This is a genomic window from Butyricimonas sp. DFI.6.44, assembly GCF_022132345.1.
GTDB classification, from domain to species: domain Bacteria; phylum Bacteroidota; class Bacteroidia; order Bacteroidales; family Marinifilaceae; genus Butyricimonas; species Butyricimonas muris.
Window position 1 is genome coordinate 181,257 of record NZ_JAKNJD010000004.1, and the last position, 26,226, is coordinate 207,482.

At 44.6% G+C, this 26,226-nt stretch carries 16 protein-coding genes; all 16 read left to right on the plus strand.

Annotated features, from left to right (window positions below):
- Positions 1-71 precede the first annotated feature (71 nt).
- Complete coding sequence (locus L0M98_RS07355) at positions 72-1,322, plus strand: TolC family protein (RefSeq protein WP_237961678.1); 1,251 nt, start codon at positions 72-74, stop codon at positions 1,320-1,322.
- A 95-nt stretch (positions 1,323-1,417) separates the two neighbouring features.
- Positions 1,418-1,948, plus strand: coding sequence for an RNA polymerase sigma-70 factor (locus L0M98_RS07360; protein WP_099290169.1), 531 nt, complete (start codon positions 1,418-1,420; stop codon positions 1,946-1,948).
- A 320-nt stretch (positions 1,949-2,268) separates the two neighbouring features.
- Complete coding sequence (locus tag L0M98_RS07365; protein ID WP_227215373.1) at positions 2,269-3,447, plus strand: FecR family protein; 1,179 nt, start codon at positions 2,269-2,271, stop codon at positions 3,445-3,447.
- A 100-nt stretch (positions 3,448-3,547) separates the two neighbouring features.
- Entirely contained in the window at positions 3,548-6,982 is a 3,435-nt protein-coding gene (locus L0M98_RS07370) for a SusC/RagA family TonB-linked outer membrane protein (protein ID WP_227215372.1), read from the plus strand.
- Positions 6,983-6,993: 11 nt separating this feature from the next.
- Positions 6,994-8,385, plus strand: coding sequence for a RagB/SusD family nutrient uptake outer membrane protein (locus L0M98_RS07375; RefSeq protein ID WP_227215371.1), 1,392 nt, complete (start codon positions 6,994-6,996; stop codon positions 8,383-8,385).
- A 17-nt stretch (positions 8,386-8,402) separates the two neighbouring features.
- A complete protein-coding gene (locus L0M98_RS07380; protein WP_227215370.1) occupies positions 8,403-9,191 on the plus strand; it encodes a DUF4843 domain-containing protein in 789 nt (262 codons plus the stop codon).
- Positions 9,192-9,210: 19 nt separating this feature from the next.
- Positions 9,211-10,869 (plus strand): PKD-like family lipoprotein, encoded by a 1,659-nt coding sequence (locus L0M98_RS07385; RefSeq protein WP_227215369.1) that lies wholly within the window; start codon positions 9,211-9,213, stop codon positions 10,867-10,869.
- Positions 10,870-10,968: 99 nt separating this feature from the next.
- A complete protein-coding gene (locus tag L0M98_RS07390) occupies positions 10,969-12,135 on the plus strand; it encodes a TlpA disulfide reductase family protein (RefSeq protein WP_227215368.1) in 1,167 nt (388 codons plus the stop codon).
- Positions 12,136-12,295: 160 nt separating this feature from the next.
- Positions 12,296-12,826: an RNA polymerase sigma-70 factor gene (locus L0M98_RS07395; protein ID WP_099290176.1), complete on the plus strand. Its 531-nt coding sequence runs from the start codon at positions 12,296-12,298 to the stop codon at positions 12,824-12,826.
- Between the two features lie 360 nt (positions 12,827-13,186).
- Positions 13,187-14,353 carry a FecR family protein gene (locus L0M98_RS07400; protein WP_227215367.1) on the plus strand — a complete coding sequence of 389 codons (1,167 nt, stop codon included), beginning with the start codon at positions 13,187-13,189 and terminating at the stop codon, positions 14,351-14,353.
- Positions 14,354-14,439: 86 nt separating this feature from the next.
- The gene (locus tag L0M98_RS07405; RefSeq protein WP_227215366.1) at positions 14,440-18,009 is read left to right on the plus strand and encodes a SusC/RagA family TonB-linked outer membrane protein; all 3,570 of its coding nucleotides are present in this window, start codon (positions 14,440-14,442) and stop codon (positions 18,007-18,009) included.
- An 11-nt stretch (positions 18,010-18,020) separates the two neighbouring features.
- Complete coding sequence (locus L0M98_RS07410; RefSeq protein WP_227215365.1) at positions 18,021-19,469, plus strand: RagB/SusD family nutrient uptake outer membrane protein; 1,449 nt, start codon at positions 18,021-18,023, stop codon at positions 19,467-19,469.
- Between the two features lie 31 nt (positions 19,470-19,500).
- A complete protein-coding gene (locus tag L0M98_RS07415; protein WP_227215364.1) occupies positions 19,501-20,496 on the plus strand; it encodes a hypothetical protein in 996 nt (331 codons plus the stop codon).
- 168 nt (positions 20,497-20,664) lie between these two features.
- A complete protein-coding gene (locus L0M98_RS07420) occupies positions 20,665-21,759 on the plus strand; it encodes a thioredoxin family protein (protein WP_227215363.1) in 1,095 nt (364 codons plus the stop codon).
- 355 nt (positions 21,760-22,114) lie between these two features.
- A complete protein-coding gene (locus L0M98_RS07425) occupies positions 22,115-22,648 on the plus strand; it encodes an RNA polymerase sigma-70 factor (protein WP_255723096.1) in 534 nt (177 codons plus the stop codon).
- Positions 22,649-22,818: 170 nt separating this feature from the next.
- Positions 22,819-26,166, plus strand: a complete 3,348-nt coding sequence (locus tag L0M98_RS07430; protein WP_227215361.1) for a golvesin C-terminal-like domain-containing protein — start codon at positions 22,819-22,821, stop codon at positions 26,164-26,166.
- Positions 26,167-26,226: the final 60 nt, after the last annotated feature.

The window sequence follows — 26,226 nt, forward strand, 5'->3', positions numbered from 1 at the left end:
CAATATTTTTATTGCTCATTTTCAATTTTCAATTTTCAATTTTCAATTGTTTCGCCCAAGAGCGAAAGACTTTGCCGGAATGTATAGCGCAGGCGTTGGAGTCGAATTATTCTATTAAGATTATCCGGAATGAAGCCCGTATGGCAAAGAATGATTTGAATTACTCTACTTTTTTACCTACCGTGGATGCGAATGCAAAACAGACACAAATGCGTAATGATTCCAAAACGGAAAATAGTGCGGGAGAGGTGAATAAGATGTCCGATATAAAGACGGATAATTATTCTGCCGGGGTTGCACTGAACTGGCGTTTGTTCGACGGGTTGGAGATGTTTACCACGCACGAGAAGCAGAAAGAGTTGCTGGCGATGGGAGAACTTGCCGTTCAGCAGGCGGTGGAGAATCTGATCGTGAATGTAAGCGCTGCCTATTATAACGTGCTGGTGCAACAGCATAAGTTGAAAGCGGCTTTTCGTTCGTTGGAGGTTTCTAACGAACGCTACGAGGAAGCACAGACCCGCTACGAGGTGGGTAATCGTTCCGGTTTGGAAGCCCAACAGGCAAAGATAGATTTAAACGCGGACAGTTCTGTTTACGTGAAACAGAAAGAAGCGTTAAAAGGAGCCTACATCACGTTGAACAAGTTGATGAATACTGACTTGCAGTTGGTGGAATACGTGCGGGATACGATTTTATTGGGACCTCTTTTGTCTTTAGGTGTATTGGAACAAAGGACGTTACAAAGTAACACGACTTTGTTGCTGGCAAAAAAGGATCAGAAAATCTCGGCTTTGGATTTGAAAAATACCCGGGCTGTGTTGTTCCCCACGTTGGATTTTACTTCCGGGTATAACTATAATAAAACGGATACACCGTCTTCCGCGACCACGTTAAACAGGACGAACGGATTTTACTGGGGCTTCTCGCTGAACGTACCTATTTTTAGTCGTTTACAGAATCGTACGAAGATTAAAAACGCGAAGATCGAGTTGGAGAATACCGAGCTTTCATACCAAGAGGCAGAAAAAGAGATGCTCGGGGATTTGGCGTTGTTGTATAACACGTACGAGAATAACTTGTTAATGGTGAATTTCGAAAACGAGAGTGCTGATGTCGCGGCTGCAAATCTGGATGCGGCTTTGGAAAAATACAAGATCGGTTCTCTCTCGGGAATCGAGTTCCGGGAATTTCAACGTAGTTATATTGATGCCGTAGACCGGAAATTGTCGGCTATATATCAGGCAAAGGTTTCGGAATTGTCGTTATTGCTGGTGAGCGGGGAAATCCGTGATTCTATCGTGATGGAGAATGTCGAGGAATAGCGGTTGTTCGCGTGAAATATAAAAATGTTTGTTTGTCGTATCCGAAAAAAGTTTACTTTTGTGGTGACGTGTGATTGTTACTGAGACATACAAACATGGGGAATATTGATTTTAATGATAGCACTTTTGAAGATTTATTCAAATCTTATTTCCAAGATTTGATGCGATTTGTATGTAGCTACGTGAATGACGAGGAGGTGGCGAAAGATATCGTTCATGATGTATTTTTTGCCCTGTTGAGAAACAAGAAGCGTCTGGATGTTTCCTACTCCATGAAATCGTATTTATTTACTTTAGCCCGGAATTACGCGTTGAATTATCTGAAGCATTTACGGGTGGTGGCAATGAACGAGAGGGAGGTTTCGGATTTGTTGGAGAATGCAGGTGAAGAACTGGGAGTTTACGAGGAACGACTAAACCGGTTGAATGAAAAATTGGCGGAATTGCCGGAGAAGCAGCGGGAAGTATTGATGAAGTGTTTTGTCGAGGGACGGAAATATAAAGACGTGGCGGACGAGATGGAGATCAGTGTAAATTCCTTGAAAACTCATATATCCCGCGGATTGAAATTCTTGAGAAACGAGTTGCGGGAAGATGTGGTGTTGCTGATGTTCACTTTAAAATAATCATTGGAGAAGTATAAGAAATGAGTTGAGAACATCAAATGTTCAAAATCGAGAGTGCTTTAAGGAGCACTCTTTTTTGTGCCATTCCGAAAAAGTTGAAGAATTTTTGGAATTGATTCCGAAAAAGTTGTGATTTTTGGGGATTTGATTCCGAAAAAGTTGTATTTCTGAAAGAAGTGAATTGAGAAGTATTGGGTATTTTGATGAATAACAGATTGTTATAGTCGGTTGGTCGGAATGAAAGAAAAATATAAAATAATTGTAGCTGTTTGTCACCCATTTCACGGGTGTTGTTGTGTTATTGTAAAATTTAAATAATCATGAGATATTGTGATGAAGATATAGAGTTTGCCGGACAGATATTGACGAATCGGGAAGAATTGGATGATACTGCCGTTGAATTGTGGATGAAAGATAAGGAACACGTGCGGTTGCTGGATGAGTTGGCTACCGTGAGGGAGAGGTTGGCAGTTGAAGAGTTCGGGCATTTGGAAATGGAGGAGTTGACTCGTTTGAAACAATCCGTGGCTGACCGGAGAAGCCGGAGGATGACATTGCGTTGGTCCGTGGCGGCTTCAATCGTGTTGATTGCTGCTCTTTTCATCGGGCGGATGGTAGATGAATGGCGCAATTTGGATGAAGAGAGATTAATTGCACGAGTGGAAAGAGCGGTGCCGGGTGTAAAAGCCGAACTGATTTTAGGAACGGGTGAACGGGTGGTTCTGACGCGACAAGGTGCATTAATTGAAGGGATGCAGGAAACGGGTATTCTAAATGATTCTTTGAACGGGTTGAATTACGCTAACGCGAGAGTGCAGGAAAAAGATGAAAAGATTGAGCCTGTTTTTAATATCTTGCGGATTCCTGTGGGGGGATATTACCGGTTGACGTTAGCTGATGGTACGAAAGTCTGGTTAAATTCCAAGACGGAACTTCGTTACCCGGTTACTTTTAACGGGGAAGAGAGAAAGGTTTTCTTGACGGGAGAGGCTTATTTTGAAGTTACTCATGATGAAGGACATCCTTTTATCGTGTCGACTGACAATATGAACGTGAAAGTATACGGAACGGAGTTTAACGTGAATACTTATCAAAAGGGTGTGATACAAACAACACTGGTGAATGGTAAAGTGGGTATCCGGGTAAATTCGACGGGCAAGGAGGTGATACTGAAACCGAATCAAATGGCGGAATTTGAGGAACAGAGCGGAACGGTGCAGGTGAAGGATGTGGATCCGTATGCTTATATCGCGTGGAGAAACGGTGAGTTTGTTTTTGAGCGTGAAACGATTGAGGAGATTATGGAGCGGCTGAGTCGCTGGTATGACGTGAAGGTATTTTACACGAATGAAAGCGTGAAACAAAAACGATTTACGGGAGTGATCGACCGTTATGATGATATAGAGCAGGTACTTCGTTTGATAGAGGGACCTGCCACATTGCGTTTTGAAGTGAAGGGTAACACGGTTACGGTGCAAGCGGCTGGAAATATAAAATAAGAGTTAGAGATAAATAAAAACCGTAAGGTGCGTCAACAGCTTACGGTTTTGTAAAGGATGTTGTAGCATCCGTTAGTTCAAATCGTTAATTTACAAATGTATGAAAAAAAACAAGATTCGATTTGTTTTTTCTGATTTTTTTGAACGAAAAAGGTCAGAGCTTTCACGAGGGAATTGGGTAATCCTGCTGGTCGTGTTTCTGTGTTTGCCTTTTTTGGGAATGGCACAGCAGCAGAGAGTTACGATTAAAGTAAAACAAGTGGACGTTTCGGTTGTATTCCGGCAAATCAAGGAACAGACGAAATTGAATTTCGTTTACGATCCGGATCAATTGTCTTCGATGTCGAAGGTTACTTTAGACCTGCAAAACGTGACGGTGGATTCCGTTTTGATCAAACTATTCGCGGGTACTCCTTTTGAATACCGCTTCGAGATGGGATCTATATTGATAAAAAAGAAAGTGGAGAAAGCAAAGCTACAGGAGGTGACCGTTTCGGGAGTGGTAAAAGACACGCGAGGGGAGTTATTGCCGGGAGTGACGGTTGTGGTCAAGGGCACGAGTCTTGGTACAGCCACGGATATTGATGGTGCCTATAAACTGGCTTTCGCTAAAGGAGGGGATATTGTACTGGTATTTTCTTTTATCGGTATGGAGACGATGGAAGTGAAATTCACGGGACAGGAAACGATTAACGTGATGATGAAAGAAGCCGTGGAAACAATGGAAGAAGTGGTAGTAACCGGTATTTTTACTCGTAAGAAAGAAGGTTTTACGGGGTCTTCTACGAGAGTGACGGGCGAAGAACTGAAGCGCATGACTTCGGGAAACGTGTTGAAGGCCTTGGGAATGTTGGACCCGGGGTTTAAAATGAATACCAGTAATCTGGCAGGTTCGAACCCGAACGCTATTCCCGATTTTCAGATGCGCGGGCAGGCGAGTATCGGTAATTATGAAAGTAATGATGTCGTGGTGTTGCGCGGTGATGTAAATTCCCGCCCGAACCAGCCGTTGTTTGTTTTGGACGGGGTGATCGGGGTGGATGCCACGACGATTATGGACCTTGATCCGGAACAGGTGGAATCAATCACGCTATTGAAAGATGCGGCAGCGACGGTGATTTACGGTTCGGAAGCGGCTAACGGGGTGGTTGTGGTGGAAACCAAAGCCCCGGAACCCGGGAAATTACGGTTTACTTATAATGGTAATTACGAACTGCAATGGCCGGATTTGAGCGTGTACGATTTGATGAACGCGGAAGAAAAGTTACGGGCGGAGGAATTGTCCGGGTTCTACAGCAATAAAAATGATGTGGCGTTGCAGGCATATTACAATAGAATCCAGCAGGATGTGTTGAGAGGGGTGAATACTTATTGGTTATCAGAACCGGTACAGACAGCTTTCGCTCATCGTCACGGTTTGACGGCGGAAGGTGGAGATAAGTCTTTGCGTTATAAAATTTATCTGGGAGCCAAATGGTCGCCGGGTGTTATGAAAAAATCGGACCTGAACACGAAGACCGGAAAGATTGATTTGAATTACCGTTTTGGTAAATTATTGATTAATAATTCTTTGTCGGTAGATTATTCTGATGGGGCTCGTACCTCACCTTACGGGAGTTTTCAAGATTATGCAAAAATCAATCCTTATTACCGCAAGACGGACGATAACGGGAATATCAAGCAGGTGCTGGATGATCATCGGGTAGGGGACACGTATATAGCCGATTATAAAACCCCGACTTTGAATCCTCTCTGGAATGCACAATTTGATTCGAAAGACGATAGCCGTAGTTTCACGTTGCGGGAAGCGTTGAAGGTGGAATATTTACCGATAGATGCTTTGCGTTTGAGTCTGGACTTCACGTTGACGCGGAAAGACGGAACAGTGGAAACTTTCAAATCGGCACAGCATAATGATTTTTACGCGGTAACAGATCCCGCGGAGAAGGGGTCTTATTATTGGTCGAAGTCGGAGGGAAGTAGTTACCGGTTGAGTTTACAGGCTTCTTATAATAAGAATTTCGGGGAAGACCATTTGTTCTCGGCTTTCGCCCGTTACAGTATAAAGGAGAATACCAACAAAGTAACTTCTATCACCATGAAAGGTTTTCCCAATGATAAATTGAGTGAAGTGTACATGGGAACGGAATACCAGACGACGGGTGGTAGCGAGAGCGTGTCCCGGGGACTGGATTTTATGATGACATTGAATTATTCGTATAAACAACGGTATGCTGTCGATTATAGTATGAGTATCAATGCTTCTTCCGAGTTTGGTGAGAATAATCGTTACGCGCCGTTCTGGTCAGTGGGGGCACGTTGGAATGCCAATAAAGAGGAGTTTATCGGTAATCTGGGTATTTTTGACGAGTTGGTGTTGAGGGGTACCTACGGGATTACCGGTTCACAGGGGTTTACGCCTTACCAGTCGTTGCAGATGTATACTTACGCCAAGTTGTTGAAGACGTATAAAAGTTCGGACGTGATCGGTACGGAAATATACGGTTTGGGAAATCCAGATTTGAAATGGCAACAGACTCAAAACTATAATGCATCCGTGGATTTTACCATGTTTCACAATATTTTTAGTGCGAAGTTTGAATATTATGAGAAATACACGAAAAATACCCTGCTGGATTTTACCATGGCTCCTTCGGTCGGTTTTTCAACGATGAAAGAGAATTTGGGTAAGATCTCGAACAAAGGGTACGAGGTGACACTGCGTTTGATGCCTTACAGCAACCCGTCGAATCAGGCTTATTGGAATGTCGTTTTTACCGGATCGAGGAATAAGTCACGGATCGAGGAAATATCCAACGCCTTGAAGGTGATGAACGAGAAGCAAATGGCATTGGCTGACCAATACGAGAGTACGTCGAATTTGGATGAAAAGCGTGAGAAATACCCGTTACCCCGTTATGAAAACGGTTACTCGCAAACCACCATTTGGGTAGTACGCTCCTTGGGTATCGACCCGGCTTCCGGTAAGGAAGTATTTCTGACTCGTGACGGGAAACGAACAAGTGAATACTCGTCTTTCGATCAGGTACCCTACGGGGATAGTGAACCCAAATTCTCGGGGTCGGTTTCTACCACTTTTACTTACCGGGGTTTCAGTCTGACTCTGGCGGGGCAATACCATTGGGGTGGACAGACTTTCAACAAGACATTGATTAACAAGGTGGAAAATGCCAATCTTCGATTGAATGCCGATCGTCGTGCTTTGTACGATCGTTGGCAGGAACCGGGAGATCATACTTTCTTTAAAGCGATTAATAAATCGATTTACGCGACAGATACCAAAGAGAGTTCCCGTTTTGTGATGGATGATAATGAGTTCTATTTTTCCACGATAAATTTGTCCTACCGGGCAAATGCGCAGAAATTCGGTTGGCTGAGGCGTGTGGGCATCAGCTCTGCCACTATCGGTTTGTACATGGAGGATATTTGCCGTTTCTCGACGATTAAGATGGAGCGAGGGGTTGATTACCCGTTCTCCCGTCAAGTATCCATGTCCTTAAATTTAGTCTTTTAAATTTATAGCGTATGAAAAAATATATTATAGGAATTTGCCTTTGCACAATATTCTTTTCTTCCTGCTCGAATTGGTTGAACGTGGATCCCAAAACGACAGTGAAGGAAGAGGAAGTCTTCAGCCGTGAATTAGGATTCAAAGAGGCTCTGACCGGTGTTTACATTAAAATGGCTTCCACCGGATTGTACGGAAGAGATATGACTTACGGTTTTATAGATATTCTGGGTAGACGTTATACTCCCGGAAGTGATGATTATTTATATTACGTGTATCCGTCGGATAAGAATGAAAACCGGGTGGGGAGTATCTGGGGAGAGATGTACAATATTATTGCCAACTTGAATAATATATTGTATTACTGTGACAAGAATCGCCACGTGTTCACGACAGAGAATTATTACGAGATTATTAAAGGAGAGGCTTTGGGGTTACGGGCTTTCCTGCATTTTGACCTGCTGCGGATGTACGGACCGATTTACTCGGAACATCCGACCTTGAAACGGATAGCTTATCGTACGGAATTTAACAAGGATGTGCAGGCGATGGATCCGTCCAGTGCGGTTGTCGATAGTGTTATTGCCGATTTGAAAAGGGCGGAAGCGTTGTTGGCGGATACCGACCCGTTGTATTTTGACTTTCCCACGACTACCTTGGAAGAGAGTAATATGGCCGGTGACCGTTTTCTTGTCTATCGTCACAAGCGTATGAATCTGTTTGCCGTGAAAGCGATGCTTGCCCGCGTATACCTGTATGCCGGAGACAAAACGGAAGCCGGGAATTATGCCAAGCAGGTCATTAATAGCGAACAGTTCGAATTATTGAATAAAGACAATGACGTGTTGCGCTCAAAAGAAATTATCTTTTCTATCTATATCGATGATTTTGATCAACAGGTGGCGAAATGGATGACAACGACTTCTTACACGGTTAACGAGGAACATCTGAAATTGATATTTGACGTGACTCATGACGGAATGAATGATTTTCGCTTAAAGGAAGGTGTCAGCTTCGAGAGTACAAATTCGGGAATGAGAATGTTGAAGTACAATCAGGATAACAAGTGGCCTTCTACCGAGAACACGATTGTATTGATCCGGTTGGCGGAGATGTATTATATTCTGGCAGAATGTGCCGCGACTGCTGAAGAGGCAGCCGGGTATCTGGATGTCGTGAGAGGCGTGCGGGGAATTGACCCGGTAAGCGACCGTTCGGAATTGAATCGGTTGAACGAGATTGAAAAAGAGTACCGGAAGGAGTTTTATGGGGAGGGACAATTGTTTTTCTTCTATAAACGTCACGCGTACAAGAGCTTTCTGGACCAACCGATGACAAATATGACGGAAGATAATTATATGTTCAGTTGGCCGGATAATGAAGTGTTGTTTGGACAAACAGGAAAATAAATTTTAGATTCGAGTTTATGAAAAAGATAATATACAGTTTGTTGTTTGCCTTGTTGCTTTTAAGTAGTTGCAACGAATACGAGATGGTGCAATACGAGGAGGGAGGACAAATCAATTTCCTCGCGGATGCAGCATGGGCAACCGACTACACGGGGAAAGGTCCGGTATGGTCGGAAAGTGCTACTTTGTTGTATAAATTTAATTTCGGTATTAATGAACAGGGTGAAAATCTGATGTACGATACGGTCAGGTTGGCAGTGAAGATCATGGGAGATGTCGTTGCTCACTCGCGTCGGGTGGCGTTGGCTGTTAAACCTTCATCGACAGATACATTCGGAATTATTTTCCCGGAGGAAGAAGGGTATGTCGTAAAGGCTGATACGTTTGCAGCGACCTTCGCGATCGTGATCAAACGCCCTGCTTTGCAGGTTAGCGATACGGCTGTTTTGACTTTTGATTACGCTAATTCCGATTTTACCAGAGGGTTCGAGGAACGACAAGAGGTGAAGTTGATTATCGAGGATATCGTGACTGAAAAGTTGTGGCAATATGATGAAGCTTTGTGGAATAATTACGAGAAGTATTTGGGTGGTTTCGGTGAAGTGAAAGCCAGATACCTGATGACACAATACGGTTGTGTATCTTTCGAGAAGTGGGTTAGTAAAATAACGGCACTTGGTAAAGCAAACCGGTTTTATCTGGATTTGGAAGAGTACAAGGCGAAGTGCGCGGAGGACGATTCGATGCCGAAGTTCATCGACAAGGACACGGGAGAGTGGATCGCGTTTCCCGAGCAAGCAAGTTAGTACATAAAAATGAAAAGCTATGAAACAGTACATTTATATATTGATCATTTTACTTTTGGCTTCTTGTTACGACGACAAGGGTAATTACGACTATACCGACGTTAATACAGTGGAGTCCGGGTTGGCGGAAGTGTACTATCGTTTCACGGATGAAACGATAGTGACGATAGACCCGAAATTATCTCAATCTCTCGAGCAGAACAAAGAGAATCTGAAGTTTTTGTGGTTGCATTCCACGACAGGCACTAATTTTTACGTGGGTTCTTCGGTGCAATCAAAAGTGGATACGGTTTGCGAGACGGAAGAATTGCGATTCACGATAGATTTGGAAGACCCGGACTTGAAATACGAGCATTATTTCCGGCTTACGGTGTACGATACTTCAACAGGGATCGAGTACCAGTATAATACAAAATTGAAATTGGGTAAACCGTATGACGGGGCATGGATGATATTGCACAGTAAAGACGGGCAGACGGAGTTAGGTGCAGTGGAGTATGTCGGCGAGGAAATGATAGTAAAAGAAGATGTTTATTACGATGCGACGGGTAAACGCTTTCAAGGGAAGCCGTTATGTTTGGGACGTGTTAAACAGGGATGTAGTTATTATAATTCCAGTTCGATTAATATGTTTTCTGTCATCACGGATATTCCCGATGAAGCCGGCGTGTATAATCAACTGTACAAATTCGAGAAAAAAGACAGTCTGAGCCGTATGGTTTACGAGAATGCCCAAATTAACTTTGATTTCAGCAAGGTGGAAAATATTGACGGGCAGGGTACACGGCAAGGGTTGCTGCTTTCAAACGGACGTTTTTACCAGACCCCGGCAGCCATGAAGATATATGAACCGAAGATTGATGAAAAGCTCACCGGGGATGTATATATCTCACATGCAGCAAAAATCGGACAAATTACCTTGATGTATGATCAAGCGGGGCATCGTTTTGCCCAGTGGTATAATTTTGGTAGTGGGGGAAATCCGAATCCGGAAGTTTGGGCGGATAATGACAATCCGTCGGCTCGTACATTGGCTTCGATACCTGTTCGGAGTGATAATAACACGGATGCCGATCCGAATAGTCTTGATCCCGAACACAAAGTGCTGTTTATCGGTCCGGGGTATTTTTATAAGTCGTCGAATGACATATACATGTATGCCAATGCTTTGGCAATAGACGGCAAGGGCGGTTGTTTTGTTTACGAGTTCGACGCCTACGGTATCGGTTATAATAAAAAAGGTTCGCCTGCATTTCGGGCATACTACCGGTTGAATCAGCCCGAGGGGTTGGATGAAAATAGTTGTTTCGCATCGACATCGGATTATAGCGGTATTCTTTTCTATTCATCGGGTAATACTCTATATCGTTTTGATTTCCAGCAAACAGGAGGTAAGGCAACTCCGGTGTACACTCATCCGGGCAGTAAGAGAATCCGCCACATGGAATTTGCCCGTACAGAGCCGGAGAAAGCGGCTAATATAACAATCGGGTATGAAAATTACGGGTATGATTTATCCCGTAGCTTGGGAATTGCTTTTGAAATGGAAGACGGTACGTGTGACTTTGTTGTTCTGAACCTTTCGGCCAACGGGTATATTGGCTCGGATAACGGAGTGTTCCCGGCAAAACAAGTGCATGAAGGTTTTGGCGAAATAACGGATTTTGTTTTTCTTTAATCAGATTGTAAGTTAATAAAAATTCTCTTTACACGGGGGAGATATGTGGAAATTCCCCCCTTGTGTTCGGGGTACGCGAAATTTTAAATATAGGATAGAATGAAATTAATAGTAATTATAATCAGTTGGCTGACTATCGTGGGGTGTCAGGCAAAATCCGACGGTTTTATTATTAAAGGGGAACTTGAAGGAGCTCCCGAGAATGAATGGATATTTTTAACTGACGCGAAGCAACGGGTCTATTATGATAGTGTACAAATAAAGAAGGGACGTTTCGAATTCCGGGGGAAACTGGATTCCCCGGAGTTGCGGAATATCGTTTTTTACAAGGATCCCGCTCAACGTGTTTATGGTTGGGCTAATATCTTGCGTTTTCCCGTTTATTTGGATAATTCGGAAGTTCATATCGCCATTCCTTTTGCTGAAATGCCTTCGAAGCTGGACAAGAAAACGCCTGCATCTTTGCGTGTTGAAGGTTCTGTCACGCATGATTTATTTGCAACTTACATTCAACAGGTAGAGCCTTTAAACTTGAAGTACGAAGAGGTTTTCGTTCGATATTGTCAGGTGTATTATCGTAAGAAAGGCAGTGAAGAAGACATGGTTAAATGCGTGAAAGAGATGGATGCTATTCGCGACAGTATTTATTACCGCGGAGTGGATTTTATTCGGGAACACGGGGATTCTCCGGTAGCTCTATATGTTGTGGGGAATTTAGCCGTTGAGCGTTACGGACGGGCGGAGGCGCGAAAGATTTTAGAGTTTTTCCCATCCCGCGTGCGGGCAAGCGAAGCCGGAAAACAAGTGGAGGACGTGTTGGCAGGCAAGCCGTTGTATATAAATGATGCTATGCCGGATTTCACCGTGTTGGACGTTGATTTGCAAGAGAGGAAATTGTCGGAATACGTGAAAAAAGGGCGTTATACATTGGTTGAATTTTGGGCTTCATGGTGTGGTCCTTGCCGACATGATATTCCGCATTTGAAAGAGACTTACAAGCGTTTCCATGATAAAGGCTTTGATATCGTGAGTGTTTCCATTGATGACGATACGGCTAAATGGCAAAAGGCATTAAAGGAAGAAAGAATGGCTTGGACTCAGGTTTGCGGAGCTAAAGGACAGAAATTCGATAAAGAGTGTGTGCAAATGTTTGGAGTGAGTGGGGTTCCTAGCGGTTTCCTGATTGACCCGGACGGAAAAGTGGTTCACATGACGGCTCGCGGCGGGTGGCTGGATACGAAATTGATAGAATTATTTGGTAGATAACAATACTCATTTTTGATGTTTGGAGAGGAATTGTCTTGTGAAAAAGATAATTCCTCTTTTTTTGTAAACATATAATTTCTCAGACTCTTTTTTTAATTTAATAAAAAGTATATTTTTGTGAATGTGAAGTTGGGAGCGTCCATTACGAGAAAAATGTAAAATGAAGCAGGAACTTTTGGATAATCGTGGTTTTGAGGAGTTATTCGGGTTGCATTTCAACAACCTCGCGGGGTTCGTGTATAATTACGTGCGGGACGAGGAGGTGGCGAAAGATATCGTGCATGATGTTTTCCTGACGCTCTGGAAGAACCGGAAACACTTGAATCCGGTGTATCCGGTAAAGTCTTACCTGTTTACTCTGGCACAAAACAGCGCATTGAATTATTTACGTCATTTGCGGGTAATCGAGGTGAACGAACGAATGGTCGGGGAATTGTTGGAGTCGGCGGCGGAAGAGTTGGATGATTACGAGAAACGTCTGGAACGCTTGGAGGAGAAATTGGCATTGTTATCCGAGAAACAACGGGAGGCGTTGGTGAAATGTGTCGTGGACGGGAAGAAATATAAAGAGGTGGCGGAAGAGATGAACATCAGTTTGAACACTGTAAAAACGCATATTACCCGTGCGTTGAAATTCTTGCGGGACGAGTTGCAGGATGATTTGGTACTACTTTTTATATTGGGAAAATAAAGTATAATTCGGGGTTGACCTACCCCGTTGCTGGGGTATTACTCTATTTTTAGGTGGCTTTCGCTAGGGTTTTAGGCGACTTTTAGGCGGCATCGCCCACTCTTAGCCCGTAGTTCGCCCACACTTAGCCCACGTTTTAGTGAAAAATAAACAAGTTTAACACATCTGGTGTTTCTGTGGATTTGCCTTTCGCCGGGGCTATTCAAAAATCACGGGGATGTTACGTTATAGGATAACGGGAGCGTATCCTCTTTATGGGTATCGGTCGGGTTGATTCATGATAAAAAAAGGAAAAAACTTTATTTTTCTTGTCGCCCATTTTCGGGGGGTACGTGTATTAGCTGTGAAAAGCGAAAAGAAATGAAGCATAGAGAAGAAGATATAGAGTTTGCAAATCAGATACTTGCGCGCCGGAATAAGTTGGACGACGGGCAGGTGGAGAAGTGGATGGACGAGCCGGGACACGTGGAGTTGTTGAAGGAATTATCGGCACTTCACGGGCAATATGTTCACGTGGATTTCGAGAAGGAGCGGGCGAAAGAGTATGCCCGGTTCGAGAAAGCGATCGGGGGAAAAAGTCGGCGACGGATCATGACGTGGTCATCGGTTGCGGCTTCAATTATTCTGTTACTGGGGTGGTATGTGACTTGGATGGCGGGAGGTCTGCCGGGAGAGAGGAGTATAGGGTTGGCTGAGCAAGCCGGGAGTTTCAAGCCGGGAAGCAACGCGGTGGAGTTGATTCTGGATAACGGGGAGAAGGTCGTGCTTGACGGGAAAGGGAAACGTATCGGGAATGATGTCGTGTCCGGGATACGGGATGATTCCTTGCGGGGATTGACTTACGTGCAGGCACAAGTGAACGAGAGCGAAGAATTGGTGTACAACACGCTAAAGGTGCCGACGGGCGGTTTCTACCAACTGGAACTGGCGGACGGGACGAAAGTGTGGCTCAATTCCGAATCCGAATTACGGTTTCCCGTGCGTTTTGCCGTGAACGGGCGGAATGTATATTTGAAGGGAGAGGCGTATTTTCAAGTGAAGCGGGATACGATGAGTCCGTTTCGGGTTTGTTTGAACGAGTCGAGCGTGACGGTGCTGGGGACATCTTTTAATATAAAGGCTTACAAGGACGAAGAGAATATATACACTACATTGGTGGAAGGTTCCGTGCGTTTCTCGGAAGAGAGAGGCGGGGAACAAATTGTGTTGCAACCGGGAATGCAGAGTGTCTGGAACGTGGAATCCGGAAAAACGGAAGTGAAGGAAGTGGATGTGAACCAGTTTATCGCTTGGAGGGACGGACGCTTTGTATTCCCATCTACCACCTTGGAGGAGTTGATGCACCAATTGAAACGTTGGTATGATATCGAGGTGAAATATCAGGCTCCCGAGGTAAGGCGGTATGAATTCCGGGGAGCGATTAACCGGGATATGGATTTGCGCAAGGTGTTGTCGCTCGTGGAGAAGACGAGTAACGTGATATTTAATGTTCAAGGAAGAAAAATATATGTAGCAATTAAGAACTGAACCGGAGAAAAATGAGGATTGCCGTCAACAATCCTCATCTGATTCTCCCGAAGAAGAACCTCAATATTAATTTGAAATTCAAAGTTATGAAAAAAGTACGAAAGTTGTGCCATTCCGGCACGAACAGGGAATTTTTTAACTTATTCCGTGTGACTAAAGTAGTGTTTATGATCTTGTTGGTGGGGCTGGTACACGTGTCCGCCACCGTGGTGAGCCAGACGGTGCTCAACCTTAAATTAAAAGATGTTACGTTGGAAGAAGCCGTGCGGGGAGCGGAAAAGCAGTTGAAACAGGACTTCTTTTTCAATAAACAGGAGATCGACGTGAACAGGAAAGTATCCGTTGAGCTCGTGGACGGCTCGCTGGCTGATTTCGTGCGGTTGGTGTTCGGGAGGAATTATAGTTATGAGGTGGTGGATAACGTGATCGTGATTTCTTACAAACCGGTGAATCAGGAACAGGTGAAGTCCGTCACCATCACGGGGATGGTCATGGATAAGGATAGCGTGCCGCTGCCGGGTGTGACGGTTCTCGTGAAGGGGACGAGCACGGGTACGGCGACGGATATTAACGGGGAGTATAAATTATCGCTCCCGGAACAGGCTTCTATCGTGTTGGAATTTTCTTTTATCGGTATGAAGACGAGAGCCGTGACGTACACGGGGCAGAAAGTGATAAACGTGGTGTTGGAAGAGGACGTGAGCCAGATGGAGGAAGTGGTGGTAACGGGATACCAGAAGATAGAACGTCGTAAATTGACTTCTTCTATCACGACGGTGGATATGGATCGCTTGAAAATGGTAAACCAGCCGAGTATCGACAAGTTGCTGCAAGGGCAGGTGCCGGGTATGACGATCGTGAGCACGAGCGGTGCCCCGGGTGCTGTTCCGCAAATCCGGATACGGGGTACTTCCACGATTAGCGGGAACGTGCAGCCGTTGTGGGTGGTAGACGGTATCGTGCTGGAAGACCCGGTAGACGCGAACGTGGACGATTTGCTGAATAACCGGAACTTGATCGCTTCCGGTATCGGGGGTGTGAACGTGGATGATATCGAGTCGATCAACGTGTTGAAGGACGCGGCTGCCACGGCTATTTACGGTACGCGTGCGGCAAACGGTGTCATCGTGATTACCTCGAAGAAGGGAACGGCGGGGAAAACCCGTGTGACTTATAACGGTAGCGTGAGCGTGGGAATGCGTCCGAAGTTGAAAGACGCGTATATGTTGAACTCGAAGGAACGGGTGGATATTAACATGGAGATGTTGGAAAAAGGATTGCTGAAGGCAAATTCCAATAAAGCGGGCGAATACGGTACGGTTTCCGATTTCGAGCGTTATTTTATCGACGTGCATGATCACAAGATGACGTGGGAACAGTTCCAGCAGAAAGTGAATCGGTTGGAAACGGTGAACACGGATTGGTTCAAGTATCTTTTCCGTAACGCGATCACGCAACGGCATAGTATCAGTATTTCCGGCGGCTCGGAAACGACGACGTTCTATCTTTCCGGTAGTTACATGGACGAGCAGGCTACCGCGAAGGATGTCGGGATGGAAACGTACACGATGGCAGCCAAGGTGTTTACCAAGTTAAGGCATAATTTACGGGTAGGCGGAATGCTCGACGTGAATATGCGCAATAACAAGAGTTTCTTCGCGGTGGATTCACGGGAGAATCCTTACGAGTGGGCGATTTACACGACTCGTGCCCATAACGCTTACGACGAGAACGGGGATTTTAATTACATGTATTATAATGATTTGAAATTTAACTTTCTGGAGAATAGGGAACAAAGTTGGCGCAAGTCAAAGAGTTACGGGTTGAAAGGAACGGTGGATATCGAGTGGAAGATATTATCTGACTTGACATTCAGCAGTTTGTTCTCGTTCTCGAAACAGAATACCACGGACGTGGATATCGCCACGGAGGATAGTTATTTCGTGCGTTCCCGCCAGAAGACGATGCAGGATAACACGACGTACGAGTCCGTGTGGCATGACGGGGGATACCGCCGGAGCAGGGGAACGAATAACAGTTCGCTTACTTTCCGTAACCAGCTTACTTATATGCCGGTGATTAACGAGGATCATCGCTTCGACGTGATGGTGGGACAGGAGATACGGACCACGAAGTACGAGGAGGAAACCACGCAGATTTACGGTTATGCCCATGATAGGGGACACCAGCAAATTTTGCAATTGGATTTGATGGCGAAAATCGGGGAGCCTTATTGGGTGGAGAACTTGAACGAGTCGGCTGCCGTTTCGTGGTTCGGCGTGGCGGGGTACACGTTTATGAATCGCTACACGGTGAGTTTCAATGCCCGTACGGACGGCTCGAATCGTTTCGGGGTGAAGACCAACGATCTTTTCCAACCGCTGTGGTCTGTCGGTTTCAACTATCAGGTGAAGGAAGAGAATTTCTTGCGGGACGTGAAATGGTTGACTTACCTGACGCTGAAAGGTTCTTACGGCAGTCAGGGGAACGTGGCGGATGCTTATTCCGATCTGGTAGCGAAGGTAGGTACTATCGATGCCGTGAAGAAGGAGAATTATCTGGTGATCGAGGCACCGAAGAACCCGAATTTGAAGTGGGAAAAGAATTACTCGACGAACTTGGCTTTGGAGTTCGGGCTTTTCAACCGGAGGGTGTACGGTTCGTTGGAATACTATTACAAGAAGGCTGTGGATTTGTTGGGTAAGAAAGAGGTATCTCTCGTTTCCGGTTTCCCGTCGGTGTCGGTGAACTGGGCTTCGATGAAAAACACGGGGTGGGAGTTTGCCTTGAACACGGTGAATATTGATTTGCAGGATTTCCGGTGGACGTCCAATTTGAATTTCGGTTATAATAAAAACGAGATACTGGACGTGTATTCCACCCCGACGTATGGTTCTATGACTAATGCCCAGCGGACGGATTACGCGTCGGCGGCTATCGTGGGTAAGCCGATCAACGGATTGTGGTCATACCGCTATGCCGGGTTGAATGAAGACGGACGGGCGCAATTCTATGACGCTGAGGATGAAAAAGTGTTGAAGGGTATGAATGATGTCGAAGGCTTGGTGTATTCCGGGACGACGATGCCGAAGATACAAGGGGGATTCACGAATACTTTCGAGTACAGGAATCTGGCGTTGTCCGTGTTGCTCGTGGGCAATTTCGGGAACGTGATCCGCTTGAGGAATATGACCACGGGACAGGCTTTCGCTTACCCGGAAGCGACACAGAATATGTCGAGAGAATGGGCGAACAGATGGCGGAACCCGGGTGACGAGGCACACACGGATATCCCGCGGTTGGAAGCGAACGAGTTTGACGATGCCGTGTTCTATCCTTACCCGTCAAATGCCACGATGTACAATAATAGTGATCTGCGGACGGTAAAAGGTGATTTCGTGCGGTTGCAGAATGTTTCTTTGAGTTATGACCTGAAACTGGCAAAGTTGAAAGAGTGGGGGATACAGAATATCCGTTTCATGTTGCAGGGAAATAATTTGCACGTGTGGAAGAATTCAAAACTGAAAGGACAAGACCCGGAAGCGACGGGGGCTATCATGAAATATAGTTCGGCGAGTAACGCGAATGTTTCTTTCGGGAATACCTATTTGCCGTTGCCCCGTTCTTATTCGTTCTCAGTATCTGTACAATTTTAATGCTTTTGATTATGAAGAAGATATTTTATACATCCGTGTTTTTGCTGCTGACGTTGTTCTGCGGTTGTGATTTGCTCGATATAAAACCGGTGAACAGTATGTTGCCGAAGAGCGTGGAGGATTTCGAATCTGTCCTGCTGGGTGGCTATCCCCGGGAGAATTTCTTTATCAATACCGATTTGGCGACCGATAACGTGTACGCGAACCTGAGCGCCACGTCGGCTGTTACCAAGTCGTATGAACCATGGTTTGTCTGGGCGGCAACGCACCAGTATAACGAGGCGGAGGATACGTACTGGAAACAATTGTACTCGTCTGTATTTTACGCCAACACGGTGCTGGACGAGTTCGCCGGGAAGACTCCCACCACGGAAGAAAAGGCTTTGTTCGAAACGGTTCGGGGGGAGGCTTATGCCCTGCGTGCCTATTGCTATTTTTATCTGGTGAATCTTTACGCCGAGAATTACGCGGACGAGAACATGGATAAACCGGGTGTCCCGATGCCGCTGAGTGCCTCGGACGTGCACCAGAATACCCAGAATAACGTGCGCGTGTCCGTCGGGAAGGTGTGGGAACAGATCGAAAAGGATTTGGACGAGGCTTCCAAGGACTTGGTAGGCAAGGAAAGTAAAGGCAAGTATCGTTTTGATTATATCGCGTTGCAGGCTTTCAAGGCTCGTGTCTATTTGTTCACGGGTAAGTACAAGGAAGCGATCGAGGCGGCAAGTTACGTGATCGACGCGAAGTCTTTGTTCGACATGAACGAGATTCAGTCTTACTTGGACGGGTTGGATAAGATTTCAAACGCTTTCAGCTATACTTACGGGTTTATAGACACGGATTACCGGAACGAGGTGTTGTTCTTCGTGGGCGGCAAGGGAAACGGGAACCCGTATTATTATTACAAAACCCGTTTTAAACCGACGGAAGAGTTGTTGAATCTTTGCAAGCGTGATCCCGGTGTGGTGGATTACCGGAGGTATATTTTCGAATCGAATGCCGATCCGGGGAGTGCCGATTACGCGGAACAGGGACCGACGGTGTACCGGATGTTCGCGACTCAGCAGAGTGATTGTTATTATATCGGGTTGAAGTTGAGCGAGGCTTACGTGACTCGTGCGGAAGCTTACGCCCGGACGGGAGAGAAGGATTTGGCTATCGAGGATTTGAACCGTTTGCTGGTGACCCGTATCAAGAAAACGGATTACGTGGCACTGGATAAGGCTGATTTCACGGCAGAAACCGCCTTGCAGCGGGTTTTGGAAGAACGTCGGGTGGAATTGGCATTCGACGGGGGAATGCGCTGGTTTGATTTGAGGCGGCTCGGTAAGCCGGGTATCCGGCATGCTTACGAGAACGGGCAGGTACACACGTTGAATCAAGGGGATTTGCGTTACGTGTTACAGATACCGTTGTCTGAACAATTGAATAGCCCGAATATGCCGATAAACCCGAGATAGATGACGGATTATAAATTTGTAAATGTATATCATGATGAAATCTAAGACTATATATTTGATGTTGACCGCGCTCGTGTTGTTTTTGAGCGGTTGTAACAAGGAGAGTAAATTGTCCCCGACGGATGATTTGGGGATCGTCGAGATGTTTGGTCCGGACGAGAATGCCGATCCCCGGGTGAAATCGATGTATAACGATTACGGGGTTTGGGTGCGTACTTATTTCAGTAGTATCGACGAGTTGACGAATGCTATCCTTGCACAGGACGCACTTGTTGCCATGAGAGGGGCGCAGAATCTGGACGAGGAGAAAATCCCGGAAGTGTTGTATTACTCGGAAGCATTGTTGAGTAACGTGTCGAAAGAATACGCTAACTCGTATTTCCCGCTGGAGTTGTTTTACGTGAAGGAATACGGTTCGCTTTATTGGATTTACCCGGTGAAAGCGTTGGGGCGGAGCAGGCTGATTCTGATGTGGCCGAACACGTCGGAAGGGGCGATAGAGGTGACCGATCCCGTGAATCACTATTACCGGGATTCCGTGTTGGCGTCGGAGGTGTGGAGAAAAATAGGTACCATGATTGTTGCCCGGATGGAGGAGCCTCTGAAAGATTTCGTGGCGGCAGGCAAGGCGTATGATGACGGAGTGGCTTACGAGAAGCTGGGAGATGAGTTCGATAAGGATGAGGATACTTGGAAAGAGGAGAATCCGGACGCGAATGATGATGACGAAGATGAGGTGAACAGTCGCCCTTACGTGATCAAGTATAAAAAAGCCGTGGCTGAATTGTGTCGAAACGGGGGATATATTACAGGAGGCTCTTCCCGCTCGTTCGAGGGGGATTTTGCGGAATGGCTTCGCTTGTTGGTTATGGAATCTTACGAGAATATTAAGAAGGAGTATCTGGATAACAGTAAATCCCGTGCTTTGAAATACGAGGTGATTACCAAATATTTCAAGGAATACAATTGGGATATTCAGGCTGCCGGTAATAGGTATCGTGAGGGATTTGACGGGTATAAGGAGTAGAATGGGGGACTAAGGTCCATAAGGTCTATAAAGTCTGTAAGGTCCATAAGGTCATGGGTATCCTTCAGACAAGTCTATCGGCAGCTTTGCTATTATAAAAAAGCACCCCGCAGGGGAGACCAAAGACTTTATGGACCTTATAGACTTTACGGACTAAAAAAATACATCATGAAAAGAACATTTTTAATATTGATAATATCTCTGTCGTCCGGATGGCTTTGGGCGCAGGAGGGGGTGAAGTTTGAAGAGTTGACATTTCAGGAAGCCTTGGAGAAAGCGAAAGCGGAGAATCGTTGGATTTTTCTGGATGCCTATACATCTTGGTGCGGTCCTTGCAAAATGATGGCAGAGAAAGTGTTTACACGAGCGGAGGCAGGGGACTTCTTCAATATCCATTTTGTCAACGTGAAGTATGACATGGAAAAAGGAGAAGGACCCGCTTTAGCAAAGAAACTGGGAATTGGAGCTTACCCTACATTCGTGTTGATAAAACCGGACGGGACTGTACACGATAAATTGGTTGGCGGTTCGGATGTTGCCGGAATTATCAACCGGGTGGAAAATTCCATGAAAAGCGAGAAGACCGTGGGGACTTTAACTATGCGTTATGAGCGGGGAGAACGGGATAAACAATTTCTATTGGAGTATGTGGAGGCTTTGTTGAAGGTAAGCGATATCCGGCAAGTGAGGGAAGTTGCCGCATTGTTGACAGAGCAATTGACTGACACGGAAAAGGTTGAACCGGCATGTTGGAGTTTGTTTGATAATAATGATTTGGCTCCTTTCGGTTCTGCTAATTATCATTTTTTACTGGAAAACAGAAAACAGTTCTATCAGCACGTGGGGCGAGAAAAGGTAGATACCCGCTTGGCAAATCTATACGCGGGAGTGCTTTCCTCTATTGTTTGGGGACGGGATACTAAAACGACCCCGGACGCTGTTAAAGTGATGGAACGTGTTATCCATGAGTTGCGAACAGACCGGAAGAAACAGTTATTAGCCTACGTGGCTATGGCGAATGCCTATAAAAAGAAGGATACGGGTAAGTTGTTGAAATTATGTCGTAAAGAATTTCCCCGCTTCTCGGATGCTGATGTGATGATGATGGTTATGCCTGTGTCTGTTTATTTCCGGTCACAGGAAGATAAAGAGGCGTTGAAGGAATTCGTGGAGATTGGAAAAGCGTTTATTCCGAATTTGAATATTCAGGCTAATTTTGATTACGTGTCGTATTATTTCACGGAGTTGGAGAAGCAGTTGTAAGATTATTTGTTTGTTTTCGGTTTATAAGACCGCCCTGTTTACGGGGCGGTTTGTTCGTTTTAAATAAACGGTTCAAAAAAAAAATGAGATGAGGTGTTGTGTGAACGGAATTTCTAGCTATTTTTGATAGCAAGAAATGAACGTTTGTTAAGATATAAAATCATAAAGATTATCCAAAATATCGAATATGGATAAGTTGTTGTGTTACAAATTAATGTATAAAAAAGACTTAGACCTTAGTAAATAATGAAATTCGTTTTTTGGCACATCATCAAACGTTCATTTAATGGAATTTAGATGTGAATATAAATAATTGGAGTTGACTGATTTATCTAATCCGGATGATGTACATGGGTTGCGAAAGCGAGATCCTCGTGTTTATGAGATAATATTTAAGAAATATTATCCGAAACTTCTCGTGTTTGTGAATCGACATGTTGGAGATCAGGATGTTGCGCAAGATATAGTACAGGATATTTTTTTCAAATTGTTTGAGAGCAGTCGTTCTTTACCGGATAACTTTAATTTGAAATCGTGGCTTTATAAAGTTGCTCGAAATGCCGCACTGGATTATTTACGTCATTTGCAGGTGATAGATCGTCATAAATTTCTGATGGCTGACGCTATGATCGTGGCTGAGGATGTGGACGAGAGTGTTGATGAGGAAATATATGATCGGGTAAATCAAGCTGTTGAAAGTTTACCGGAACAATGTCGCTTGATTATAAAATTGAATGTAATTGAGGGCAAAAAATATTTGGAAATCTCGGAAGAGTTAGGAATATCAATCAATACGATTCGTACACAAGTTTCCCGGGGATACAAGAAATTAAGGGATATATTGTCCAATGAAAGGGATACATTAATTCTTGTCATTTATATACAGTGAAGAATATTCTTTGGTAGTAAATTAGTTGTAATTTTCAAAAAAAATAAAATTCTTGTCACACAAAACAAGAGGCAAGCCGTTATAGGAGTGCGTTTGAACATTGAATTGTGAGAAACAAGGAGGGGAGTATAGAAGACAAGTTTGTACTTTTTTATAAACAACTCAAAAGCATGAACAAAAGTAACATTTGGATTGAGGCATTGTACGAATTTAAACGTGCACGCAGGAGTATCTTGTTTCGATTATTTCTGGTTTTGGCAATTTGTGGGCTTATCCTTTACCAGTTCACATCTTTAGGAAGCTGTGATTCCGGTTCGGTAAAGCATGCGTTGCAATTTGCTCCGGATTGGACTTCTCTGGCCTTATCCTCGGCAATACCTTTTAAAAGTGCTTATTACTTTAATGTTATCCAGTTACTTTTTATCGTGTGTTTTGTGGTGAACGATTGGAGAATGCTAAACATGGGTACCAGAGATGCGTTGTACGTTCGTTCACAGGGGAACAGCGAGATGGTTACGGGGTATGCTTTGGGGCTATTGCTTGTTTTTACCCTGCTCAATTGGTTTTTATTCCTGACTTCAATTTTTTTTAATCTTGTCTTGTATCCCGGGTCTTTTAATTTGTTTTATTATTTATTCTATTGGATCACTCTTACGTTACCCGCCTCTGTTTATTTTATTGGTTTTTCTTGTCTTGTAATCCGGGTTACTCGTAACCCGGGGATAAGTTTAATTGTGTCGTTTTTGTTACTGGGCGGGATAACTTTTTTAGGGGCTGGATTTTTGCATGGGGTGTTGGATCCTTGCGCCCGTTATCTCCCGAATATGTTTTCAGATTTCACGGGACACGTGGCCCCGGGAAATTATTTGTTGCAAAGAGGAAGTATTTTGTTGACGGGAGGTAGTTTCGCGGTGTTCTCGATTATTCCTTACCCGAGAATCTTTAATTATGTGTGGACTCGGAAAGTCTGTTTAAGCATTGCTTGCATTTTACTCGTGTTTGCTGCGGGAGGAGCGTTTATTTATCTTGGTCGGTACGGGAAAAAAGAGGAGTTAAGAGAAGTTTACAGGGGAGTGTACGAGAAATATGAACGAGATTCCAAGATTCGGGTGGCAAGCAATGACTTGCACGTGAAGGAACTTGCAGACGGAGGGATTTCCGTGAATAGCCGGATGACCGTTGAGAATAGGACTTCGGGCGAGATGCCTTTGATTATGTACTTGAATCCGGGTTTGAAAGTTACTTCTATCAAGGTGGAGGGGCAGCCTGTTTCTTTCCGGAGGGAGCATCAGGCTGTGCTTGTGGACGAAAAACTGGTTCCCGGCGATTCGTTGGAAGTTTTGATTGATTACGAGGGGAATATTGAAAATGCCTTTTGTTATTTGGACGTATCTTCCGACAAGTATTATTCCCCGGACGTGAATGCCAGCGGGATCTTTCGTCACGGTAATACTTCAGCCTTTTGCGAGAGAGGGTACAAATTGTTGCCCCCGAAGTGTTTGTGGTATCCCGTGGGACTTCCCCCGTACGGAGCCTCGGGAGGAATGGATTTGAATTTTACCCGGTATTCGTTAAGGGTGGAGCATGATCCCGCGTTAATCGCGATAGCCCAAGGAGAAACAATTGAAGAGGGAAAAGGGGTAACTTCGTTCCGTTTTACTCATGACATGCCTGGCATTAGCCTTTGTATTGGTAATTACAAAAAGCGGACAATAACGATCGCACTGGGTCTTAAGTTTGATACGACCCGATTGACACTCTATTATCATCCGGGACACGAGTATCTTCTCGAACGATATGATTTTCCTGATGAAGAGATTATGATGAAATTGAAAGATATGAAGAGTATATTGGAACAAGAGGAGTGCTTGAGTTTTGATGAAAAATTCACGAAGGAAGATTGGGCGATGGTGTACAAGTTGAAAGACAGTTCCAGAGATTTGAATGAGGCTTTTGAAATCGTTCTCGCGAGGAAAGGTTTTGACCGAATCAGTCATTACCCGTACCGGTGGTTTACCCTTTTGGAAGTACCATGTAGCTATCATGTTTTCCCCGATTTGATGCAATTAACCGGGGAAAGAGAACAGGCCGGTCTTGTGTTTCTTCCGGAAAAATTACATTCCGTGAGAAATTACCGGTATGAGGTTCCAAAGGGGGAAGAGGAGAAAAAAGGAGTAATGAGGATGTTCAAGTACGAGACGTTTGACCCGATTTTCGGGAAAGGAAGTTGTAATATAAGACCTGCATTCCGCGGAAAAACGACTTTTATTTCCTCTGCCGAGATACCACTAATCAATGAAGCTATGAATTACGCGTTGTTTCGTTGTCAACGGAGTATTGTTTATTTTGAAGAGAATAATTTTGACGTGATAGAATACTTGAAACATGGAAGTTTGAAGGATGCGTTGCATGATAGGTCGTTATCCCCGGAAGAGTTGCGAAATATAATTCAAAAGAAAAGCGAAGAATTGTGTATGTCTATCATGTTAAATGTCAAAAGTGACTCATTCCTCAAATTTCATCATGACATTTTGAAGAAAAATAGTTTTAAAGAGGTGGCTTGGGAAGAGTATTGTCAACAATTTTATCAATCTTTCGGTTTGCGTCTGGATTCTCTCGCTGAGCGCTGGTATGGCTCCAATCGGTTGCCTTTGTTTGACATCCGGGATGCACGAGCAATCGAGTACGGAGAGAGGGATGACGACGTGATGTTTAGTTTTAAAGTGTTTAACCGAGGTGATGTGCCGGGGCTTATTGCTACAACTGATTTGCGGGTATGGACAATCCCACCGCACGAAGGGAGGATGATCACGGCAAGGGGGCGAGGAAAGAATTTTAATTTTTATCGTATAGAAGCACCTTTGGCACAAAATCTTCCGGATAGTTGGAAGTTGTCGTTAGAGAAGGATGTTCGAGGATGGGTGGATACTGCGACTCGTGTGGTTCGTGTCGATTCTTCCGTTTTCTTTCAAAATAGAAATGCGGATGAGATTATCGTTGATAATGAGGATTCCGGCTTCAGGGTGGTGAAGTCAAAAGATTTTAATCTCTTGTCTTTGCTGCGAAAAGATGAAGAACGTCCTGAATATGATGCCAAATATTCTCGTCAAACTACATGGACTCCCGTGATAAATGGCGGTTTTTATGGTTATCCCATTCGAAGCGCGTATGTGAAGCAGGCGGGGACAGGCAAGCAAAAAGTGGAATGGAGTACCGAATTGCCTCGAGAGGGTAAATATGAAGTATTTTTTCATCATGCAAAACCAACGTATATCGATATGGATGGAAAACAAGAGTTTTATTACTCCATTTTCGACGGAAACGGGGAGCATGAGGTGGTGGCGTTCGTGAATGGAGATGACGTGGGATGGATCTCTTTAGGTGTGTTTGATTTTACGAAAGAGGCGAGAGTGACCTTAAGTGACAGGGATAGAAAAGAGCAAATAAAAATGAACGATAGAGTTATTTCTCAAGAGTTAACCGCCGATGCAGTGAAATGGGTTTGGCTAAAAGAATAATTTACACGAGTGAAAAATGATTTTTTCCCGAAAAAAATAAAATTCTTGTCACACAAAACA

What these genes read in the sequence shown, in the direction of transcription:
- L0M98_RS07365 (WP_227215373.1), top strand. Translation starts at nt 2,269, where the DNA reads ATGAGATATTGTGATGAAGATATAGAGTTTGCCGGACAGATATTGACG.
- L0M98_RS07415 (WP_227215364.1), top strand. Translation starts at nt 19,501, where the DNA reads ATGATGAAATCTAAGACTATATATTTGATGTTGACCGCGCTCGTGTTG.
- L0M98_RS07380 (WP_227215370.1), top strand. Translation starts at nt 8,403, where the DNA reads ATGAAAAAGATAATATACAGTTTGTTGTTTGCCTTGTTGCTTTTAAGT.
- L0M98_RS07420 (WP_227215363.1), top strand. Translation starts at nt 20,665, where the DNA reads ATGAAAAGAACATTTTTAATATTGATAATATCTCTGTCGTCCGGATGG.
- L0M98_RS07400 (WP_227215367.1), top strand. Translation starts at nt 13,187, where the DNA reads ATGAAGCATAGAGAAGAAGATATAGAGTTTGCAAATCAGATACTTGCG.
- L0M98_RS07405 (WP_227215366.1), top strand. Translation starts at nt 14,440, where the DNA reads ATGAAAAAAGTACGAAAGTTGTGCCATTCCGGCACGAACAGGGAATTT.
- L0M98_RS07360 (WP_099290169.1), top strand. Translation starts at nt 1,418, where the DNA reads ATGGGGAATATTGATTTTAATGATAGCACTTTTGAAGATTTATTCAAA.
- L0M98_RS07410 (WP_227215365.1), top strand. Translation starts at nt 18,021, where the DNA reads ATGAAGAAGATATTTTATACATCCGTGTTTTTGCTGCTGACGTTGTTC.
- L0M98_RS07395 (WP_099290176.1), top strand. Translation starts at nt 12,296, where the DNA reads ATGAAGCAGGAACTTTTGGATAATCGTGGTTTTGAGGAGTTATTCGGG.
- L0M98_RS07375 (WP_227215371.1), top strand. Translation starts at nt 6,994, where the DNA reads ATGAAAAAATATATTATAGGAATTTGCCTTTGCACAATATTCTTTTCT.
- L0M98_RS07430 (WP_227215361.1), top strand. Translation starts at nt 22,819, where the DNA reads ATGAACAAAAGTAACATTTGGATTGAGGCATTGTACGAATTTAAACGT.
- L0M98_RS07370 (WP_227215372.1), top strand. Translation starts at nt 3,548, where the DNA reads ATGAAAAAAAACAAGATTCGATTTGTTTTTTCTGATTTTTTTGAACGA.
- L0M98_RS07385 (WP_227215369.1), top strand. Translation starts at nt 9,211, where the DNA reads ATGAAACAGTACATTTATATATTGATCATTTTACTTTTGGCTTCTTGT.
- L0M98_RS07390 (WP_227215368.1), top strand. Translation starts at nt 10,969, where the DNA reads ATGAAATTAATAGTAATTATAATCAGTTGGCTGACTATCGTGGGGTGT.